Genomic DNA, 20939 nt, shown 5'->3' with positions numbered 1-20939 from the left:
TTAGTCACTCAATAAGGAGAACACAATGAAATTATCACAATTAAAAAAAATTGCCCTTATTTTAGGTACAGCAGCCCTCTTGCAGGGCTGTGCAGCCGCACTTGTAGGTGGTGCGGCAGCAGGAACAAAAGTTGCAACGGATCCCCGCACGATGGGTACGCAGGTCGATGATGAAACGCTAGAAGTCAAAGTGGAAAATGCATTGGATAAAGATGCTCAAATTAAATCTGAAGGCCGTGTAAATGCTGTTTCTTACAGTGGTCGTATATTGTTAATTGGTCAAGTTCCTGATGAAAATGTAAAAGACACGGCAACGAGTCTTACTAAAGGTGTCGAAGGTGTAAATGATGTTTATAACGAATTACGTATTGCCCCAAAAATTACATTTGGTCAAATTACAAAAGATAGCTGGATTACCACACAAATTAAATCAAAACTTTTCGTAGGTGATAATGTTAAGGCTACAGATGTCAAAATTATCACCGAAAATGGTGAAGTGTTCTTACTCGGCAATGTCACTCAATCACAAGGCAATTCTGCCGCAGAAATTGCAAGCAATGTTGCAGGTGTTCAAAAAGTTATCAAGGTATTTAAGTATTTGAATTAGTTAATTTTTATACTTAAAGTGCGGTTAAAAATCATGTTGTTTTAACCGCACTTATATTTTCTCAATACTTTCCCCAAAAAAAGATTCAATCTTAAAAAAAGATCACTTCAATAAAAAGTTATTTATTTTAAATGACTTATCTTTTGTCAATAATATCAGTAAAAAATTTACCACTTGAATTCAATTTCAAAACCCTCTATCTTGTGCATCACTATTTTTCACAACACTATATCTTGTGTTTTTTTAAAGTCATCTCTCTAGCAGGTTTATCTTCCATGAACAAAGGATTAATGGTTACAAAGCGCGATGGTACGCTTGAACAAATCAATTTAGACAAAATTCACCGCGTAATTACTTGGGCGGCTGAAGGCTTAGAAAATGTGTCTGTTTCTCAAGTTGAATTGCGTTCTCATATTCAATTCTATGAAGGTATTCGTACCTCCGATATTCATGAGACCATTATTAAAGCAGCAGCAGATCTAATCAGCAAAGATACCCCTGATTATCAATATCTTGCTGCACGTCTTGCGGTTTTCCATTTGCGTAAAAAAGCGTATGGCCATTTTGATCCACCTCGTTTATACGATCATGTGAAAAAATTAGTGCGCATGGGCAAATACGATCCTGCACTTTTAGCCGACTATACTCGTGAAGAATGGGATGAAATGGATGGGTTTATTGATCACTGGCGTGATATGACCTTTTCTTATGCAGCAGTAAAACAATTAGAAGGAAAATATTTAGTTCAAAACCGTGTAACCGGTGAGATCTATGAATCTGCACAATTCCTTTATTTATTAGTTGCGGCGAGCTTATTCTCCAAATATCCGCAAGAAACCCGTTTGGATTATATTCGTCGTTTCTATGATGCAACCTCAACCTTTAAGATTTCTTTACCTACGCCTATCATGGCGGGGGTTCGTACGCCTACACGTCAATTCAGCTCTTGTGTATTGATTGAATGTGGTGACAGCTTAGACTCTATCAACGCTACCTCTGCAGCAATCGTGAAATACGTTTCACAACGTGCGGGTATCGGGGTAAATGCGGGTGCAATTCGTGCGTTAGGTAGCCCAATTCGTGGTGGTGAAGCATTCCATACAGGCTGTATTCCATTCTATAAACACTTCCAAAGTGCCGTCAAATCTTGTTCACAAGGTGGCGTACGTGGTGGTGCAGCGACAGTTTACTACCCGATTTGGCATTTAGAAGTTGAAAGCTTATTAGTATTGAAAAATAACCGTGGTGTGGAAGATAACCGTGTTCGTCACATGGACTATGGTGTACAGTTAAACAAATTAATGTATCAACGCTTAATTAAAGGCGCAGACATTACTTTATTCAGCCCTTCAGACGTACCTGGGCTTTATGAAGCCTTCTTTGCAGATCAAGATAAATTTGAAGAACTTTACGTGAAATACGAACAGGATCCAAATATCCGCAAACGTTCTGTAAAAGCCGTTGAGTTATTCTCTTTATTAATGCAAGAACGTGCATCAACCGGTCGTATTTATATCCAAAACGTGGATCACTGTAATACTCACTCTCCGTTTGATCCGCTTGTTGCACCGGTGCGTCAATCTAACTTATGTTTAGAAATTGCATTACCAACTAAACCATTACAACATTTCCATGATGAAAATGGTGAAATTGCGCTTTGTACACTTTCTGCATTTAACTTGGGTAAATTAGAGAATTTAGATGAGTTAGATAACTTGGCGGATCTGGCAGTACGTGCATTAGACGCCTTACTTGATTACCAAGACTACCCTGTTCCAGCGGCGAAACGTTCTTCACTAGGCCGTCGTTCACTTGGTATCGGTGTTATTAACTATGCCTATTACTTAGCGAAAAATGGCGTGCGTTATTCTGATGGCTCAGCGAACGATTTAACTCACCGTACGTTTGAAGCGATTCAATACTATCTATTAAAAGCATCCATGAACTTAGCGAAAGAATTAGGTGCATGTGAGTACTTCAATGAAACCAATTACGCGAAAGGTATTTTACCAATCGATACTTATAAGAAAGATATCGATAACTTAACACAAGAACCATTACATTATGATTGGGAAACATTACGTCAAGAAATCAAAGAATTCGGTTTACGTAACTCAACCTTAACTGCATTAATGCCGTCAGAAACCTCTTCTCAGATTTCTAACGCAACAAATGGTATCGAACCACCACGTGGCCACGTGAGTGTCAAAGCCTCGAAAGACGGAATTTTGAAACAAGTGGTGCCGGATTATGAAAACCTCGGTGAAAACTACGAATTACTTTGGGACATCCCGGGCAACGACGGCTATTTGCACTTAGTCGGCATCATGCAAAAATTCGTGGATCAAGCGATCTCTGCAAACACCAACTACGATCCAAAACGTTTTGAAGACGGTAAAGTACCAATGAAAGTGTTGTTAAAAGATCTTTTAACCGCTTACAAATACGGCTTAAAAACTCTTTACTATCAAAACACCCGTGATGGTGCTGAAGACAGCCAAGAAGATTTAGATGATGGCTGTGCAGGCGGTGCTTGTAAGATTTAATCATTTAGGTGGGCTTGTTTACAAGTCCGCCTTTTGATATTTTTAGACAATCAATCATTAAGTGGGTAAAAGCCCGCTATAAGTAAGGATATAACATGGCATATACCACATTCTCACAAACTAAAAATGACCAATTAAAAGAACCAATGTTCTTTGGTCAAAACGTTAACGTTGCGCGTTACGATCAACAAAAATATGAGACATTTGAGAAGCTCATTGAAAAACAACTTTCTTTCTTCTGGCGTCCGGAAGAAGTGGATGTGTCGCAAGACCGTATCGACTATGCGGCGTTGCCTGAACATGAAAAACACATTTTCATCAGTAACTTAAAATATCAAACCTTGTTAGATTCTATTCAAGGCCGCAGCCCGAACGTGGCGTTGTTGCCGTTGGTGTCGATTCCGGAATTGGAAACCTGGATCGAAACGTGGACCTTCTCTGAAACCATTCACTCTCGTTCTTATACACACATTATTCGTAACATTGTGAACGATCCCTCTATTGTATTTGATGACATCGTGACCAACGAAGAAATCATTAAACGTGCACGTGATATTTCTTCTTACTACGATGATTTAATCCGTGATAGCCAACTTTACAGCCTGTATGGTGAAGGCACTTATACTGTAGATGGTAAAGAATGTGTTGTAACGTTACGCAACTTGAAAAAACAACTTTATCTTTGCTTGATGAGTGTGAACGCACTTGAAGCCATTCGTTTCTATGTATCTTTCGCGTGCTCCTTTGCCTTTGCAGAACGTCAATTAATGGAAGGTAATGCGAAAATCATTAAATTCATCGCTCGTGATGAAGCGTTACACTTAACCGGCACACAGCACATTTTAAACATTATGGCTGCAGGTCAAGACGATCCTGAAATGGCTGAAATTGCGGAAGAATGTAAACAAGAAGCCTATGATTTATTCTTAGCCGCAGCAGAGCAAGAAAAAGAATGGGCGGATTACTTGTTCAAAGACGGTTCAATGATTGGTTTGAACAAAGACATTTTGGTGCAATACGTGGAATACATCACCAATATCCGTATGCAAGCTGTAGGTCTTCCATTACCATTTGGTGCACGTTCTAACCCAATTCCATGGATTAACGCATGGCTTGTTTCTGACAACGTACAAGTAGCGCCGCAAGAAGTGGAAGTGAGTTCTTATCTTGTAGGTCAAATTGATTCTAAAGTCGATACCAATGATTTCGGCGATTTCGATCTTTAATTAATCATTCTACGCAAAGAGCGATCAGTATTTTCAGCGTTTAAAACCTCTGAAAAATTGACCGCTCTTTTGTTTGCGTACACGGTGAACCTTATTCAAGAGCCAAGGATAAAATTATCTTATGTGGAAAAATGGCATAATTCCATCTCTACCAATTCAATTTCGACAACTTTCTAGATAAAAAGGATAACTTAATTAAAAAAGGCTTAACAAAAAACAATGCTCTAGGTAGAATAGGAGAATTCTGTTTATTATTAAATAAATCACATTCCAAGTAAAAACTAACGAGGTAAAGGATATGTCAGAGCAAGAAGTAAAAGAATTAGATCTCCATGGCGAAATGCTCGTTCGCCGTGAAAAATTAGCCGCATTACGCGCAAAAGGTAATGCGTTTCCAAACCAATTCCGTCGTAACGCCCTTGCCCAAGATTTACATGATAAGTACGAAGCCGAAGAGGGCGAAGTATTAAAAGAAAAAGCCATTGAAGTAGCTGTTGCCGGTCGTATTATGACTCGTCGCGCAATGGGTAAAGCCACCTTTATTACCTTACAAGATATGAGTGGCAAAATTCAATTATATGTTGCTCGTGATAATCTTCCTGAAGGCGTTTATGCAGAAGATGTAGGTAGCTGGGATTTAGGTGATATTATTGGCGTGAAAGGAACACTTTTCAAAACCAAAACCAATGAATTAACCGTTAAAACAACTGAAGTACAACTTTTAACCAAAGCACTTCGTCCGTTACCAAACAAATTCCATGGTTTAACCGACATGGAAGCGCGTTATCGTCAGCGTTACTTAGATTTAATTTCTAATGAAGAATCTCGCCGTACATTTATTATTCGTTCAAAAGTGGTTGCCGGTATTCGTGAATTCTTTATTTCTAAAGGTTTCATGGAAGTTGAAACGCCTATGCTACAAGTGATTCCAGGTGGCGCATCTGCTCGTCCATTTATCACACACCACAACGCATTAGATGTTGATATGTATCTTCGTATTGCGCCAGAACTTTACTTAAAACGTTTAGTGGTTGGTGGTTTTGAGCGTGTCTTCGAATTAAACCGAAACTTCCGTAATGAAGGAGTTTCTGTCCGTCACAATCCAGAATTCACCATGCTTGAATACTACCAAGCTTATGCAGATTATCATGATTTAATGGATAACACCGAAGAATTATTACGCAAACTCGCCATTGATATTCTTGGTACAACCATTGTGAAATACGGTGATTTAGAATTTGACTTCGGCAAACCATTTGAGCGTATAACATTACATGATGCAACCATTAAATATGGTGCAGATAAAGGTATCGTAAAAGAAGATCTTTATGATTTCGATCGTGCAAAAGCAACCGCTGAACGCTTAGGTATTGAAGTACAAAAATCTTGGGGCTTAGGCTCTATCGTAAATGCGATCTTTGAAGAAGTGGCTGAACATCACTTAATTCAACCAACCTTCTTAATGGCGCATCCAGCAGAAATTTCACCACTTGCACGTCGTAACGATGAAAATCCAGAAGTAACAGACCGTTTTGAATTGTTCATCGGTGGTCGTGAAATTGGTAACGGCTTCTCAGAATTAAACGATGCCGAAGACCAAAATGAACGTTTTGATGCGCAAGTCGCAGCGAAAGAAGCGGGTGACGATGAAGCAATGTTTAAGGATGATGACTTCGTAGTTGCACTTGAACACGGCTTACCACCTACAGCGGGTGAAGGTTTAGGTATTGACCGCTTAGCAATGCTTTATGCTAACGCGCCATCTATCCGTGATGTAATCCTATTCCCTGCAATGCGTCAAAAATAATTAAATTGAAGTAACATAAAAGGAAGTCTATTGACTTCCTTTTTTTATTATTTAAAAGTGCGGTCATTTTTAACCGCACTTTCATGAAAAAAAGAGATAACCGCTTTCACCGTTATCCCTTTTACATTCCAATTTGAAATTATTTACCCCAAACTTCTTCCACGATACTACGGATAAATTCGAGTTTCTTCCATTGTTGTTCTTCAGTCAGGATATTCCCCTCTTCTGTTGAAGCGAAACCACATTGTGGACTTAAGCAAAGTTGATTGATATCCACATATTGCGCTGCTTCTTTAATACGAGCAATAATTTCATCACGGTTTTCTAACTCGCCCGATTTAGAGGTGATTAATCCTAACACTACTTGTTGATTTTTAATGAAGCGTAAAGGTTTAAAATCTCCCGCACGATCACTGTCATACTCTAAGAAGAAACCATCCACATTACAGTGGCCAAATAAGGTTTCTGCGATAGGCTCATAACCACCAGCAGAGAACCAAGTTGAACGGAAATTACCACGACAAATATGCATTGTAACCGCTAAATCAGCCGGTTTTGCTGCCACGATTTTATTTAACATATACACATAATCTTTGGCAATTTGATCTAAATCTAAACCACGTTCAATATAGGTTTTACGTTTATCTTCCGCACAGAATTCGCCCCAACTTGTATCATCCAACTGTAAGTTACGACAGCCTAATTTATAGAAGATATTCATTGCATCAATATAAGCATCAGCAATATCATCTAATAACAACTGATTATTATCTTTATAACGTTCAATTGGCTGATAATCTGTAGCTCGTACTGTACAAATTAAATGTAGCATGGACGGAGAAGGAATCGTTAATTTAACTTCAGTCTCCCCTGCTATTTTTTGTAATGAGCGGTAATGTTCAACGAAAGGATGGCTCTCTGAAAAACCGATCTTATCCACAATTTTTAATGTTTTCGGGCGTACATTATCGTGTTTAAATTGCACGGAGAATTTTTCAGCATCCACTTCTTTCATGCCATCTAATGCGGCTAAGAAATCTAAATGCCAAAAAGTACGACGAAATTCACCATCAGTCACCGCATGCAATCCGACAGTTTTTTGATGCTCAACCAATTTAGCAATTTCAGCATCTTCAACTTGCGTTAAATCAGCACAAGAAATATCGCCACAACTACATTGATGACGAGCCTGTTTTAAAGTCTCTGGACGTAAAAAACTGCCTACAATATCAAAACGATAGGGTGCAGAAGTACGAATAGTGGCACTTGGAAAAAGTTTACTCATTTTGCTTTCCTATATTTAATTAATTTTAAGATAGACTGAGTGTAACAAAATTAACGTCCTCATTAAACATTTAGACGTCTAGATGGGTGTGAATTTTATTGTAATTTTATATGAAGGGAATTGATATAAAATATAAAAAGAAAAAATGCGGTCATTTTTAACCACATTTTAAATCTATAAACGATCACAATGCTTTCACTGCCTTATGGTATTCTTTTGATTGTTCCAATAAAATCTTAGCCGCTTCATGCAATTTATCCACATCCGATTCTGGCAAATATAACAATGTACCGATATTAAGCACATCATTTCTCATCTGTCTTTCCGATAATTTTTTAAACTCTATCCTTTTCTAATAAATACACATTGTCAAGGCTTCGCCTTGAAAATAAAGTGTGATGCAGATCTCATTATTCATATTTTGATCTCAATCAAAATTATGAAATAGCGTATAATCAGCGCATCTGTTACTTAATAATGATAAAAAAGGAATAAAAATGAAAACATTAAGTGAATTTATTGTTGAACGCCAAGCAGAGTACCCAAATGCAAAAGGAGAACTTAGTGGTATTTTGTCCTCTATTCGTTTACTAGCAAAAATCATTCATCGTGATATCAATAAAGCAGGTTTAACGAATATCCTTGGTCAATCTGGTGTCGAAAACGTGCAAGGTGAAAGCCAAATGAAATTGGACTTGTTCGCCCATAACACCATGAATGCAGCACTCATGTCACGTGAAGAAGTGGCAGGTTTTGCTTCTGAGGAAGAAGAAAGCTTTATTGCTTTTGATACTGAACGTGCTCGCAATGCAAAATATATTATTTTGACTGACCCACTTGATGGTTCATCCAATATTGATGTGAACGTTTCGGTTGGGACAATCTTCTCTATTTACCGTCGTGTTTCACCGATTGGCTCACCTGTTACCTTAGAAGACTTTATGCAACCGGGTAATAAACAAGTGGCTGCGGGTTATATCGTATATGGTTCGTCTACCATGTTGGTCTATACTACTGGTCATGGCGTAAATGGTTTCACTTATGATCCATCTATCGGTACATTCTGCCTTTCTCATGAAAATATGCAAATGCCAAAAGAGGGCAAAATCTATTCCATCAATGAAGGACAATATCTCAAATTCCCACAAGGGGTAAAAAAATACATTAAATACTGCCAAGAAGAAGATAAAGCAACTAACCGCCCTTATGCTTCACGCTATATCGGCTCATTAGTAGCTGACTTCCATCGCAACTTATTAAAAGGCGGTATCTACATTTACCCAAGTGCAACCAACTATCCAAATGGTAAGCTTCGTTTGCTTTATGAAGGCAATCCAATGGCATTCTTAGCAGAACAAGCGGGTGGTATTGCCTCTGATGGTTACAATCGAATTTTAGATATTCAGCCAACTGAACTTCACCAACGTGTACCACTTTTCATCGGTTCTGCAGAAATGGTGAAAAAAGCAGAAGAAATGATGAGAGAATTTAAAGAAGATTAAATTCCTAAAGTGCGGTCAATTTTAATCGCACTTTCTTAGAGAATAAAAAGGCGAACTTTATCAGTTCGCCTTTTTCATTAATGCTTGTTAATTAATCCCGTTTTCTTGCGAGTAACCACCAAATAATCGCCATAAACAAGAGACTTGGCATCAGTGCACTTAAAAAAGCTGGCGCATTAAATACCACACTCATTTGTCCAAAAATTTCATTGACGACATAGAACAAGAATCCAAAGCAAATCCCCGTTACGATTCTTGCTCCTGCAGTGACACTGCGTAATGAACCGAAGATAAAAGATAACGCAAGCATCATCATCACACCTACAGAAAGGGGTTGTAAAATCTTACGCCAATAGGTTAATTCAAAACGGCGAGAATCCTGCCCCGTTTGTTTTAAGAAAGCGATATATTCGTATAAACCTGAAATGGATAATGACGTTGGACGTAATGAAACTGCGCCTAATTTATCTGGCGTTAAACTCGTCGCCCAATCTTCGGTTAAGCGGTTTGTTGTGGTAATTTGCTCTTTTGATACCGCTGAATTATTCACTTGACGTAACTGCCATTGATTATTTTCAGCAGAATATTGTGCTTGATTTGCATGCTTCAAATGCGTGAGATTACGCTGTTCATCAAAGGTATAAATATAAATATCTTCTAATTGTGCATCATCGGTAATACGACGAACATACACGAAATTATTACCGTCTTTTGCCCATACTCCATTTTTCACCGAAAGCATTGAACCACCAGAAAGTGCTCGAGTACGCATATCACGAGCAAATTGTTCAGTTTGTGGAATTCCCCATTCCCCAATAATCATGGTAAAAAGTACCAGTGGAAGTGCCGTTTTCATGACAGCTAATCCAATTTTAAAACGGGAAAAACCCACAGATTGCATTACCACTAATTCGCTACGGCTGGCTAAATTACCTAAAGCAATTAAGGCACCTAACAAGGCCGCCATTGGGAAAAAGGTTTCTACATCTTTTGGCATCGTTAAGCCTGTATAAGCCACCGCTTGCCAAATATCATAAGAACCTTTCCCTACGCTACGGAATTGCTCTACAAATTTGATAATTGCCGAAAGGCCAACCAATGTAAATAGCGTGGCAAAAATTGCCCCTAAAATGCTTTTACCGATATAACGATCAAGAGTATTCATCAACATTGTTATTACCCTTTTCTGAATACGCGACGGAATTTATGCATAGCAGTGCTATCCCAGCTATTCAGTACAATCCCTAAAATTAAAAAGGCGATATTTACCAACGGCATTAACAAACCGGCATCAAGCTTACCTGCGCCACCCGAAGATTTAAATGAGCTTTGTAATAAGAAGTAAATTAAATAAAGCAATAGTGCCGGTAAGATCTTCGCAAAACGGCCTTGGCGAGGATTCACTTTACTCATTGGTACGGCGATGAGCGCCATTAAAGGCACGGCCAAAATTAAGGTAATACGCCAATGCAACTCTGCTTTTGCGGCTGCGCTTTTATCTTTTAATAATTGCTCAAAAGATAATTCAGCGGCTTCATCACTTTCCGAGTTTGTCTCTTGATGGCCTAAATAGGCTTGGTAATCATCAAAATGTGTAATACGAAAATCAGGAAGCACGGATGTACCTTCTACACGCAAGGTATTCTGTAAATTCAAGACTTGGTCGCCATTCGGTAACGCTTTTAATTCACCTTTTTCAGCCGTAACCACTGATGGCTTAGTTTGGCCTTTGGCTTTCATTTGGAAAAGATAAACATCACTGATTTGATTACCGTTAATCTTATCAATGAATAAGACGAAATTATTGTTGCTTGTAGACATGAATTGACCAGAAGCCAATGCCCCCATGGTTGGGTTCGCTTTAGCATCTTCAACAATTGCCACTTGTTTTTGAATCGCCCATGGAGAAAGCCACAATGCGTTGTAAGCAGCCAAGCCAGCTGTGAACAAAGAAAGAATTAACGCCACACGAACAAGGATACGTTGTCCCACACCACAAGCACGCATAACGGTAATTTCACTTTCTGCGTAGAGACGACCGAAAGTCAGTAAAATGGCGATAAACAAACATAATGGCAGCATTAATTGCGCCATTGTCGGCATCCCTAAACCGAGTAAAGAGAACACCAGATCGGCAGGTACTTTACCATTTGCCGCTGAACCAAGTACGCGCACAAGTTGTTGGCTGAAGAAAATTAAAAGCAAAATAAACAAAATTGCAATCTGGCTTTTAAAAACTTCCTTTGTTAAATATCGGGTTAATATCATTCTTTTTTTCTAACTAAAAACACGGGAAACTGGCTAATTTAGATGGCGTATGATACCTTATTTTGACTGATTTAAATAGCAAATTAGCAACATAAGGAAATAACATGAAATATCAAGCGAACTCAACCGCACTTTCTCAATCAACCGATTGCCTTATTATCGGCATTTATGAGAACAATGAATTGACAAAAAGTTTCAATGAAATCGATCAAATCACACAAGGTTACCTTAGCCAGTTAGCTCAAAGCCAAGATCTTTCAGGTAAAATTGGGCAAGCAACTCTACTTCATTCGTTACCTAATCTGACGACTAAACGCGTGTTAGTCGCAGGTTGTGGTAAAAAAGGTGAAACGACTGAACGCCAATTTAAACAAATCATCCAACGAGTTACCCAAACATTAAAAGAATTAAATATTCAACAAGCGGTGAATAATTTAACGGATGTGGAAATTAAAGATCGCGATCTATTTTGGAATGTACGTTTTACTGTTGAAACCATCGAACATAATCTTTATCAATTTGATGAATTTAAGAGTAAAAAAGCGGATGCTATCTCACTTCAAGAAATCATTTTTAATACCGATGATTCACAAGCTCAGCAAGCCATCGCAGAAGCACAGGCCATTGCAAATGGTGTAAAAGCTGCGCGTAATATCGCGAATATGCCACCTAATATTTGTACACCGGCTTATTTAGCTGAACAAGCTAAAAATTTAGCCAAAACATCAACCGCACTTTCCTTAGATGTGATTGATGAAGAAGAAATGACAAAACTTGGTATGAATGCATATTTAGCGGTATCAGGTGGTTCTCAACACCCTGCTTACCTATCTATTTTGCATTTCAACAACGCCCCAGATAAAAATGCGAAACCTATCGTATTAGTGGGCAAAGGATTGACCTTTGATGCGGGCGGTATTTCGTTAAAACCAGCTGCAGAAATGGATGAGATGAAATACGATATGTGTGGTGCGGCTTCTGTTTTCGGCACAATGAAAGCCATTGCAGAATTAAATCTGCCATTAGATGTCATTGGTGTATTAGCGGGTTGTGAAAACTTACCTGATGGCAATGCCTATCGCCCAGGCGATATTCTCACCACAATGAACGGTTTAACCGTAGAAGTATTAAATACAGATGCGGAAGGCCGTTTAGTGCTTTGTGATACATTAACTTATGTAGAACGCTTTGAACCGCAATATGTGATTGATGTTGCGACCCTGACTGGCGCTTGTGTGGTTGCTTTAGGCCAACATAACAGTGGCTTAGTTTCAACTGATGATGCCTTAGCAGAACAGTTATTACAAGCCGCACAGCAAACCACCGATAAAGCATGGCGTTTACCATTAAGTGAAGAATATCAAGAGCAATTAAAATCCCCATTTGCTGATTTAGCTAATATTGGCGGTCGTTGGGGCGGTGCAATTACTGCAGGCGCATTCCTCTCCAACTTTACGAAAAAGTACACTTGGGCACATTTAGATATCGCCGGGACAGCTTGGCTTCAAGGTGCAAATAAAGGCGCAACAGGTCGTCCAGTGTCTCTATTAACACAATTTTTAATTAATCAAACCAAGTAATTAACACATAGGGCTAACATAACGTTAGCCCTAAAATTTTCTCAAAATCTGACCGCTCTTTATTCCAATTCGAATTCAACTAGTAACGGATTATGATCTGACGAAGTAACCACTTCTGATGTTGCACTCACCACTTTTACGCCTCGCGTAAAAATATAATCAAGTGGATAACCTAAAAATCTAACCCGCTCATCTTGAGAGAGTGCCACTGAATCTAAGCCATATTTTTGCATCAAATTATTGACAAAATTCAGACGATGCTCATTCCATGCATTAAAATCGCCAGACATAATGATGGGGCCTTGATGATTTTCCACAAAAGAAAAGAGCTGCTCTAACTGAGTTTGATAAGCCGAAATACCCCATTCAAAATTAATCAAATGCACATTAATAAGTAGCAAGCTAGCGTCTTTTTCTAATGAAAAACTCATCACACTTGCCACTTTAGGTATTTGTATTAATGGTTCTGCTACGCCACCACCGCAATACCATTCTGGTTGCGTTTTGGTGAATGTTTTTACACCTGATAAGAGATCTTTAAAAGAAAAAGAGGACACAAAAAGTGCGGTCGAAAATGTACTTAAATTTTGATGCTGCGTCGCCTCTTGTAATAACACAAAATCAGCTTGTTTAGAGAGCCGCGCTAAATCTTCTTGCCACCCCTTATCTTGCCCTTTATGCACATTCCAATTGACTAAACGAAAATGTGAAGAGACTAATTTAGACACTGAATTATCAGCCTTGTCACATTGCATATTTAACCTGTTTTCAAAAGGAATATAATTTACTTTTTGTGATGTATTTAATTGGATAAATGTACGTTCAAAAATTGTTAAATTCGCAAAAAAATAGCCACCACCTAAAACCAGCAATAGTAATCCAACAGCTAAAAATCGATAAATTCGTTTCATCTAAATCCCCTTTCAATACTCGAATAATAACAGCCTATTCAAGCAATGCAACTTTCTCTTTTTAAACGCATCAACTCCTAACTATAACAAGGTAAATTTGAGTCGTAGCTTTGATTTAAATCATACTTTTCTAAAAAAGGCTTTGCATTTTTTTACCATTACCATAGTATTTCACTCAACTTTAATTCTATCTTTAATGAGGAAATTAATTATGTCTTTTGCAGATAAAAAATTAAGTGAAATTGCAATCAGTGTACCCGGTTCAACTTCACTACTTCGTGAATATGATTTAGATTTCTGCTGTGGTGGTTCAGATACACTCGCTCACGCAGCAGCAGAAAAAGGACTCAATTTAGCAGACATCGAAATGCGTTTAACTGCGCTACAAAACAGTAAAGCAGAAAACCCTGAAGAATATTGGGTTAATGCAACTTATCCTGAAATTATCGATCATATTTTAGTTCGCTACCATCAACGCCATCGTGAACAACTTCAAGAATTAATCGTGTTAGCGGATCGCGTAGAAAGCGTTCATGGTGATCGCGATGATTGCCCTATCGGCGTAGCGGCAGAATTACGCAATGTCTATGATGATTTAAGCAACCATATGATGAAAGAAGAGCACGTGCTTTTCCCTATGATTAAAGCAGGCAATTATATGATGGCACAAATGCCGATTCGTATGATGGAAATGGAACACGCAGAACACGGCGAACATTTAGATGTATTGAAATCATTAACAAACAATATGACACCTCCTGCTGATGCTTGTAACACATGGCGCGCACTTTATAGCGGCATTCAAGAATTTGCAGACGATTTAATGATGCATATTCACCGTGAAAACAATATTTTATTCCCACGTGTTATTGCTGAAAATCATTAAGAGCAAATCATATAAAGAAAAAGGGCGAAATCATTCGCCCTTTAAATTAGCTTAAAACTGACCGCACTTTATTTCTCTTCACTGCCTTTATATAAACGATTTTTATACAAATAGCTGCCAAGTAAGGCATGTGCCAAGGCTTCTTTTTTCATTTCTTCCGGCACCTCTTTTTCAGTCAATGTATCTTTTTCTTTATCATACACATAGCCTTTTGCTTTGCTATTTGGTGTTTGGATAACGACATCATGATTGCCTTTCATTAAAGCTTGAGTTTGATCAAATTGCATAAAGGCACGATCTGGATTAGCGTCTTGCGTTAAATCAAAACCAATCATGGGATAATTACCGCTTACGCCCGCAATAGAAAGTAAGGTTGTCGGCATATCAATTTGACTCACTAAACGACTGTCTCGGCGTGGTGCAACATGATCACCTAAAATTAACGCTGGAATATGGAAATGCTTAATTGGCACTAAACTTGCCCCTGCTGCACGGGAGTCGTGGTCTGCAATCACCAAGAATACGGTATCTTTCCAATAATTAGATTGTTTCGCTAACTTGAAGAAATGACCAATCGCATAATCCGCGTATTTCGCACTGTTATTACGGGTGGCTTTTGGTTGTTCATAAAGTTCGATTTTGCCATCGGGAAACTCGAAAGGATCGTGATTACTCGAACTAAACACGAGGCTAAAAAACGGTTTTCCTTCATTGTGTAATTGGGTAAAGGTTTCATTCGCTTTATCAAATAGATCCTCATCACTCACGCCCCAAGTCGCGGTAAATTTTGGATTTTGGTAATCTTTTTGATCGATAATATTTTGAAAGCCGTTACCATAGAAGAAGCTTGCCATGTTATCAAAGTGTTTTTCACCGCCATAAATAAAGGACGTGTTGTAACCTTGTTTGGCAAGTAAATCTGCAATGGTAAAGAAACCACTTTGACTGTTATTCAATTTCACCACCGCACGAGCCGGAGTGGGTGTAAAGCCCGCTGTAGTTGCTTCAATATCACGAACAGAACGCGTCCCTGTAGCATAGAGATTTTCAAATAACCAACCTTCTTTGGCTAATTTATCAAATTCAGGTGAAAGTGGTTTTCCGCCTAATGTACCCACAAATTGCGCCCCAAAACTTTCTTCCAAAATAATCACAATATTTTTCGGTTTACCTTGGTAAGTGGCTTGGTTTTTCGTTAAGGTTGGAATCTTCTCTGAAATATAATCACTTTCAGGGCGCCCACGGCTTGCTTTGACAATACGCAACATTTCATCTGTATCCATTTTGCCATACACCTCGGAAGAAGAACCTTCATCTTTAAATTGCTGTGCCGCATAAAGAACTGAATAGCCTGAATTCAACACTAGAGAATTCACTAAACCATCGGAAGAGAAAGCCACCATTGCAGGATTCACACCACGGTGTTGGAAACTCGAACGCGCACCTAAAAAAGCAACGGCAATCACAAGCAATGCTAGAACAGGACGTAATTTCCATTTCATTGAGCGTAAGTTTTTCACCGCATAACCAGAGAGCTTCCAATAACAGAAGAAAGCCGTAACGGTAAAAATAAGGCTAAAAATGACCGCAGTTAAATGACCTTCCATCAACATTGAAAAGACTTCTTTCGGATAAATTAAATATTCAATAAAGAGTCGGTTTGGACGGAAATCATAGGTTTCGATAAATGCAGGCGTAGCCAGTTCCATAAATAGAATGAACACACTACCGAGAGTAAGCCAAATGCGTAAAATCATTTTCCAAATTCGGCTATTATGGAATAACACCGTAAATAATGCTGGCACACCAAATAAATAGCATAAGGCTACGATATCCATACGCAAGCCTTGCAAAAATAATTGCCCCCATCCCGCTACAGCAGAAACGCGGTCTGCCTGCCAAATTGCAAGTCCAAGACGAGACAAGGTGAAAATAATCAGATTAGTGATGACGAAGAGGAAAATCGGATATAAAGGAGAACGTGTTTGCTTCATTTTGACACTCATAAGCCCTAAGGGAATCCGCTACTCTTTGATTAATTTAAAGCACGTTAATGTGCCATTCCTTTCATAGACAGATAAAAAACACAAAGTGCGGTTAAAAACATCATCATTTTTGACCGCACTTTGATAAAGTAAAATTACGCTGCAACTAATGCTTTTAATTGCTGTTCATAAGCTACCCAATCTGTAATTGGACGTGTTGCTACACCTGTTTCCATCGCTTTTTTCGCTACCGCAGAGGACACGGTAAACAATAAACGTGGATCAAATGGTGTTGGAATCACATAATCAGGACCAAATGATAATGCGCCGTAACTAGCAATAATTTCTAATGGAACTTGTTCTTTTGCCAAACCCGCAATTGCATGAGAAGCGGCTAATTTCATTTCCTCATTAATCGTTGTCGCACCTACGTCTAAAGCACCACGGAATAAGAATGGGAAACAAAGTACGTTATTTACTTGGTTTGGGAAGTCTGAACGACCGGTACAAACAATCGCATCTGGACGAACAGCTTTGGCTTCATCTGGTGTAATTTCAGGAACTGGGTTAGCCAGTGCTAAGATCAACGGATTTTCAGCCATAGTTTTCACCATTTCAGGTTTTAACGCACCCGCTTTAGAGCATCCTAAGAATACATCTGCACCGTTTACTGCATCGGCTAATGTACGCCAGCCGTTATCCTCAATTGCGTAGAATTGTTTGGTTTCATCCATGTTATCGCCACGACCTTTGAAAATCACGCCTTTAGAGTCACACATGGTGATGTTTTCTTTTTTGAAGCCTAATGCTCGAAGCAAGTTAGTACACGCAATAGCTGAAGCACCTGCGCCATTTACCACTAAGCGAACATCAGAGATATTTTTACCAATAATTTCTAAACCATTTAATGCAGCCGCACCCACGATAATGGCTGTACCATGTTGGTCATCATGAAAAACTGGAATACCCATGCGTTCACGCAACACTTTTTCAATATAGAAACACTCCGGTGCTTTGATATCTTCAAGGTTAATGCCACCAAATGTTGGTTCTAATGAAGCGATAATATCAATTAATTTATCTGGATTATGTTCATTGATTTCAATATCAAATACATTGATACCTGCAAATTTTTTGAACAATACACCTTTCCCTTCCATAACAGGTTTTGATGCAAGTGCGCCAATATTTCCTAACCCTAACACGGCTGTACCATTTGAAATAACGGCCACTAAATTAGCACGTGCTGTATAACGGCTTGCCGCTGAGGGATCTTTTTCAATCTCTAAGCAAGGCTCAGCAACACCTGGAGAATACGCAAGGGCTAAATCATGTTGAGTAGCTAATGATTTGGTTGGGGTGACTGCAATTTTTCCTGGGATAGGGAATTCATGAAAATCTAATGCGGCTTGGCGCAATTGTTCGCTCATATAAAAATACTCCATTTTCACTTATAACAAATAAAATTTACGCCATTATACTCCCTTTTAAATAGAATTTTGTGACATACCGCAAAAATTTTACAAATTTATTACAAAAATATGAATGAAATCGACCACACCTTTGTCTTTTCTTCACATTCATAAGCAAAAACGTTACTATATCGCAAAAAATATACAGGATATAAATAATGAGTTTGTTTTCTAAATTTAGAAGCGCCATCAATAAATTACAACGGAAAGCGATTAATCAAACCTATCAAAAACGTTTAACCAATCGAGGCATGTCGGTGATTTCTGCAAACTGTGTCGGCGCTTTTATTTTACACGATCTAAATCAGCCTTTTAATTCTCCATTTGTTAATCTTTATTTAGAACCTTTTGATTTTATTCGTTATTTGCAAGATATCCGTTTTTATCAATCACTGCCGCTCCAATTTATACAAACAGAAAAAAACTATCCTATTGGAATCTTAGGTGACCTCAAAATCCACTTTATGCACTATCGTTCAGAGCAAGAAGCTAAAGAAAAATGGGAGGCTCGCTCACAACGTTTAAACTTTGATAATTTATTTATTATAATGACGGATAAGTACAGAGGAAAAGGTGTGGATTACGAACACTTACAAGCCTTTGATAACTTGCCTTATCCGAACAAAGTGGTCTTTACCCATAAGCCTTATCCCGAGTTTAAATCCGCTTTCTATATTAAAGGCTTTGAAAATGAAAACGAAGTGGGTGATTTATTTACCTTTTCCAGTTGGAATGGCGAAAAATATTACGACCAATTTGATTACGTCAGCTGGTTCAATCAAAAATAAGAGTTTACGATGCGATTAGATAAATTTATTGCCGAGAATACTGGTTTAACCCGTTCACAAGCTACCAAGGCCATTCGCCAAAGTGCGGTTAAAATTAACGGTGAAATTATTAAAAATAGTGCCACCAAAGTAAGCCAAGAAGATGAAATTTATTTTGAAGATGAATTATTGCCTTGGGTGGAAGAAGGTCTATATTTTATGCTGCATAAGCCTCAGGGCTACGTTTGCTCTCATGATGACGGTGACTATCCAACTATTTATCAATTCTTTGAACCACCACTTTCTGGCAAGTTACACAGCGCAGGGCGACTAGATGTCGATACGACAGGACTCGTGTTATTAACTGATGATGGTCAATGGTCACATCGTATTACCTCACCAAAACATCAATGTGAGAAAACCTATTTAGTCACTTTAGCTGATCCGGTTGAGAATCATTATGCTTCAGCTTGTGAAGAAGGTATTCTATTACGTGGTGAAAAAGAACCAACTAAGCCAGCAAAACTTGAAGTGTTAGATGATTACAACGTGAACCTGACTATCTCTGAAGGGCGCTATCACCAAGTGAAACGAATGTTTGCCGCGCTGGGTAATAAAGTCGTGGCACTCCATCGTTGGAGAATCGGTAACGTTGAATTAGATGAAAGCTTAGAAGAAGGCGAATTTCGTCCACTTACTCAGGACGAAATCGACAATTTAGTGAAATAATATGAGCCAAAATATTAAACCTACCTTTATTTTTATCGCCACGCTCGGCATTCTCTCGATGCTACCGCCTTTGGGCGTGGATATGTATATTCCGTCCTTTTTAAATATTGCTGAAGACTTAAATATCAACGCCGAGCAAGTACAGCACACGCTGACATTCTTCGCTTATGGTATGGCGGCAGGGCAATTATTCTGGGGGCCTTTTGGTGATAGCTTTGGTCGTAAACCGATTATTTTATTAGGGGTCATTATTGGTGCTATCACATCCATTATTTTAACGAGTATTCATTCTATTGGCAGTTTCACTGTTCTGCGTTTCGTTCAAGGTTTCTTTGGGGCGGCGCCTGTTGTACTTTCAGGCGCTTTATTACGAGATTTATTTCGCAAAGATCAGCTCTCTAGAATCATGTCCACCATCACGCTTGTCTTTATGATCGCACCACTTGTTGCGCCTATAATTGGCGGATATATCGTGAAATATTTCCACTGGCATATGATTTTTTATGTGATTGGCATCATGGGATTTCTTGCAGCATTGCTTGTCTTTTTCATTATTCCCGAGACCCATAAACAAGAAAATCGTATTCCCTTGCGTCTTAATATTATTGCCCGTAACTTCATGATGCTTTCTAAACAAAAAGAAGTGTTAGGTTATATGGCCGCAGCCTCTTTTGGATTTGGTGGTTTATTTGCCTTCGTCACTGCGGGATCGATTGTCTATATCGGTATTTATGGTATTCCTGTCGATCAATTCGGCTATTTCTTTATGATCAATATTGCCATTATGACCGTTGCATCTTATCTAAATGGTAAATTTGTATTGAAGCTAGGTGCAGAAACCATGTTACGAATTGGTATTGCCATACAATTCATTTCAGGAATTTGGTTATTTTTAACCGCACTTTTTGATTTTGGTTTTTGGTCAATGGCAATTGGTGTAGCCTTTTTTGTAGGACAAAACCCATTAATTTCCTCCAATGCGACCGCCTCTATTCTAGAAAAATTCCCAACGATGGCAGGTACTGCAAACTCATTAATGGGAAGTGTCCGTTTTGGTGTCGGCGCAGTAATGGGTTCCCTAGTAGCGAGCTTTAAAATGGAAACAGCATCACCAATGCTCTATACAATGGCAGCTTGCGTAGTTATTTCAGCCCTCTCTTACTATTTCCTGACTTATCGGCATTGCAATTCAACTAAATAATAAAAATTTTATTCATATCTAATAAGCAATTATTAGATATGAATGGATGTAATTGTTTCAATTAGACTAGTATTTTTGTGTCATTTAAAGCGAATACAACAGCATTTCATGAAATTTGATACAAAATTCAATCCTCCTTCAAATCAATAGATTATTTTGATTAATTT

16 protein-coding genes and 1 pseudogene are annotated in these 20939 nt (G+C 38.5%); 10 read left to right on the top strand and 7 right to left on the bottom strand.

Features of this window, described 5'->3' with window-relative positions; all coding sequences use genetic code 11:
- Positions 1-25 precede the first annotated feature (25 nt).
- The 4 genes from dolP to lysS all read left to right on the top strand — a co-directional run bounded on the left by dolP (position 26) and on the right by lysS (position 6186).
- Positions 26-607 (top strand): division/outer membrane stress-associated lipid-binding lipoprotein, encoded by a 582-nt coding sequence (dolP, locus tag EL215_RS06890; RefSeq protein WP_126471088.1) that lies wholly within the window; start codon positions 26-28, stop codon positions 605-607.
- Between the two features lie 275 nt (positions 608-882).
- A complete protein-coding gene (gene nrdA / locus EL215_RS06885; protein ID WP_126471086.1) occupies positions 883-3153 on the top strand; it encodes a class 1a ribonucleoside-diphosphate reductase subunit alpha in 2271 nt (756 codons plus the stop codon).
- 95 nt (positions 3154-3248) lie between these two features.
- A complete protein-coding gene (gene nrdB / locus EL215_RS06880; RefSeq protein ID WP_014065539.1) occupies positions 3249-4379 on the top strand; it encodes a class Ia ribonucleoside-diphosphate reductase subunit beta in 1131 nt (376 codons plus the stop codon).
- Positions 4380-4677: 298 nt separating this feature from the next.
- Positions 4678-6186, top strand: a complete 1509-nt coding sequence (gene lysS / locus EL215_RS06875; protein WP_126471084.1) for a lysine--tRNA ligase — start codon at positions 4678-4680, stop codon at positions 6184-6186.
- Between the two features lie 139 nt (positions 6187-6325).
- Here lysS and EL215_RS06870 read toward each other — a convergent pair whose 3' ends face one another.
- Together EL215_RS06870 and EL215_RS06865 are read right to left on the bottom strand one after the other, a co-directional pair.
- Positions 6326-7471 (bottom strand): 5-methyltetrahydropteroyltriglutamate--homocysteine S-methyltransferase, encoded by a 1146-nt coding sequence (locus tag EL215_RS06870; protein ID WP_126471082.1) that lies wholly within the window; start codon positions 7469-7471, stop codon positions 6326-6328.
- Positions 7472-7655: 184 nt separating this feature from the next.
- Positions 7656-7790 (bottom strand): annotated as a pseudogene (locus tag EL215_RS06865) (patatin); the annotation flags it as partial.
- 178 nt (positions 7791-7968) lie between these two features.
- On the opposite strand from EL215_RS06865, the gene fbp reads away from it, so the two are divergent.
- Entirely contained in the window at positions 7969-8973 is a 1005-nt protein-coding gene (gene fbp, locus EL215_RS06860) for a class 1 fructose-bisphosphatase (RefSeq protein ID WP_049357539.1), read from the top strand.
- Positions 8974-9064: 91 nt separating this feature from the next.
- On the opposite strand, the gene lptG is transcribed toward fbp, so the two are convergent.
- Positions 9065-10138 carry an LPS export ABC transporter permease LptG gene (gene lptG / locus EL215_RS06855; RefSeq protein WP_420026302.1) on the bottom strand — a complete coding sequence of 358 codons (1074 nt, stop codon included), beginning with the start codon at positions 10136-10138 and terminating at the stop codon, positions 9065-9067.
- 11 nt (positions 10139-10149) lie between these two features.
- Complete coding sequence (lptF, locus tag EL215_RS06850) at positions 10150-11241, bottom strand: LPS export ABC transporter permease LptF (protein ID WP_049357374.1); 1092 nt, start codon at positions 11239-11241, stop codon at positions 10150-10152.
- Between the two features lie 104 nt (positions 11242-11345).
- On the opposite strand from lptF, the gene EL215_RS06845 reads away from it, so the two are divergent.
- A complete protein-coding gene (locus EL215_RS06845) occupies positions 11346-12821 on the top strand; it encodes a leucyl aminopeptidase (protein WP_126471080.1) in 1476 nt (491 codons plus the stop codon).
- A gap of 59 nt (positions 12822-12880) precedes the next feature.
- Here the strand turns inward: EL215_RS06845 and EL215_RS06840 are convergent, their stop codons facing one another.
- Positions 12881-13732 carry an endonuclease/exonuclease/phosphatase family protein gene (locus EL215_RS06840; RefSeq protein ID WP_126471078.1) on the bottom strand — a complete coding sequence of 284 codons (852 nt, stop codon included), beginning with the start codon at positions 13730-13732 and terminating at the stop codon, positions 12881-12883.
- A 211-nt stretch (positions 13733-13943) separates the two neighbouring features.
- Here EL215_RS06840 and ytfE point away from each other — a divergent pair, with 211 nt between their 5' ends.
- Positions 13944-14618: an iron-sulfur cluster repair protein YtfE gene (gene ytfE / locus EL215_RS06835; RefSeq protein ID WP_126471076.1), complete on the top strand. Its 675-nt coding sequence runs from the start codon at positions 13944-13946 to the stop codon at positions 14616-14618.
- A 68-nt stretch (positions 14619-14686) separates the two neighbouring features.
- Here the strand turns inward: ytfE and EL215_RS06830 are convergent, their stop codons facing one another.
- Complete coding sequence (locus EL215_RS06830; protein WP_164757066.1) at positions 14687-16612, bottom strand: LTA synthase family protein; 1926 nt, start codon at positions 16610-16612, stop codon at positions 14687-14689.
- A 146-nt stretch (positions 16613-16758) separates the two neighbouring features.
- The gene (locus EL215_RS06825) at positions 16759-18033 is read right to left on the bottom strand and encodes a malic enzyme-like NAD(P)-binding protein (RefSeq protein WP_126471072.1); all 1275 of its coding nucleotides are present in this window, start codon (positions 18031-18033) and stop codon (positions 16759-16761) included.
- Between the two features lie 200 nt (positions 18034-18233).
- Between EL215_RS06825 and EL215_RS06820 the strand changes: the two genes are divergently transcribed.
- The 3 genes from EL215_RS06820 to EL215_RS06810 are packed head-to-tail and all read left to right on the top strand — an operon-like array spanning position 18234 to position 20772.
- On the top strand, positions 18234-18863 hold the full coding sequence (locus EL215_RS06820) for a DUF1919 domain-containing protein (RefSeq protein WP_049357365.1): 630 nt from the start codon (positions 18234-18236) through the stop codon (positions 18861-18863).
- Positions 18864-18872: 9 nt separating this feature from the next.
- A complete protein-coding gene (rsuA, locus tag EL215_RS06815; RefSeq protein WP_049357363.1) occupies positions 18873-19571 on the top strand; it encodes a 16S rRNA pseudouridine(516) synthase RsuA in 699 nt (232 codons plus the stop codon).
- Position 19572: 1 nt separating this feature from the next.
- The gene (locus EL215_RS06810) at positions 19573-20772 is read left to right on the top strand and encodes a Bcr/CflA family multidrug efflux MFS transporter (protein ID WP_049357361.1); all 1200 of its coding nucleotides are present in this window, start codon (positions 19573-19575) and stop codon (positions 20770-20772) included.
- The last annotated feature ends 167 nt before the right edge of the window (positions 20773-20939 follow it).

The organism is Haemophilus parainfluenzae, assembly GCF_900638025.1.
In the GTDB taxonomy this organism is placed as follows: Bacteria; Pseudomonadota; Gammaproteobacteria; order Enterobacterales; family Pasteurellaceae; genus Haemophilus_D; species Haemophilus_D parainfluenzae_J.
The sequence above is the reverse complement of the archived record's forward strand: the minus strand, read 5'-3'. Positions and strand labels throughout refer to the sequence as shown.

Coding starts and splice junctions, on each gene's coding strand:
- EL215_RS06810 (WP_049357361.1), top strand. CDS start 19,573: ATGAGCCAAAATATTAAACCTACCTTTATTTTTATCGCCACGCTCGGC.
- lptF (WP_049357374.1), bottom strand. CDS start 11,241: ATGATATTAACCCGATATTTAACAAAGGAAGTTTTTAAAAGCCAGATT.
- lptG (WP_420026302.1), bottom strand. CDS start 10,138: ATGAATACTCTTGATCGTTATATCGGTAAAAGCATTTTAGGGGCAATT.
- dolP (WP_126471088.1), top strand. CDS start 26: ATGAAATTATCACAATTAAAAAAAATTGCCCTTATTTTAGGTACAGCA.
- nrdA (WP_126471086.1), top strand. CDS start 883: ATGAACAAAGGATTAATGGTTACAAAGCGCGATGGTACGCTTGAACAA.
- EL215_RS06870 (WP_126471082.1), bottom strand. CDS start 7,471: ATGAGTAAACTTTTTCCAAGTGCCACTATTCGTACTTCTGCACCCTAT.
- nrdB (WP_014065539.1), top strand. CDS start 3,249: ATGGCATATACCACATTCTCACAAACTAAAAATGACCAATTAAAAGAA.
- fbp (WP_049357539.1), top strand. CDS start 7,969: ATGAAAACATTAAGTGAATTTATTGTTGAACGCCAAGCAGAGTACCCA.
- EL215_RS06830 (WP_164757066.1), bottom strand. CDS start 16,612: ATGAAGCAAACACGTTCTCCTTTATATCCGATTTTCCTCTTCGTCATC.
- ytfE (WP_126471076.1), top strand. CDS start 13,944: ATGTCTTTTGCAGATAAAAAATTAAGTGAAATTGCAATCAGTGTACCC.
- lysS (WP_126471084.1), top strand. CDS start 4,678: ATGTCAGAGCAAGAAGTAAAAGAATTAGATCTCCATGGCGAAATGCTC.
- EL215_RS06845 (WP_126471080.1), top strand. CDS start 11,346: ATGAAATATCAAGCGAACTCAACCGCACTTTCTCAATCAACCGATTGC.
- rsuA (WP_049357363.1), top strand. CDS start 18,873: ATGCGATTAGATAAATTTATTGCCGAGAATACTGGTTTAACCCGTTCA.
- EL215_RS06825 (WP_126471072.1), bottom strand. CDS start 18,033: ATGAGCGAACAATTGCGCCAAGCCGCATTAGATTTTCATGAATTCCCT.
- EL215_RS06840 (WP_126471078.1), bottom strand. CDS start 13,732: ATGAAACGAATTTATCGATTTTTAGCTGTTGGATTACTATTGCTGGTT.
- EL215_RS06820 (WP_049357365.1), top strand. CDS start 18,234: ATGAGTTTGTTTTCTAAATTTAGAAGCGCCATCAATAAATTACAACGG.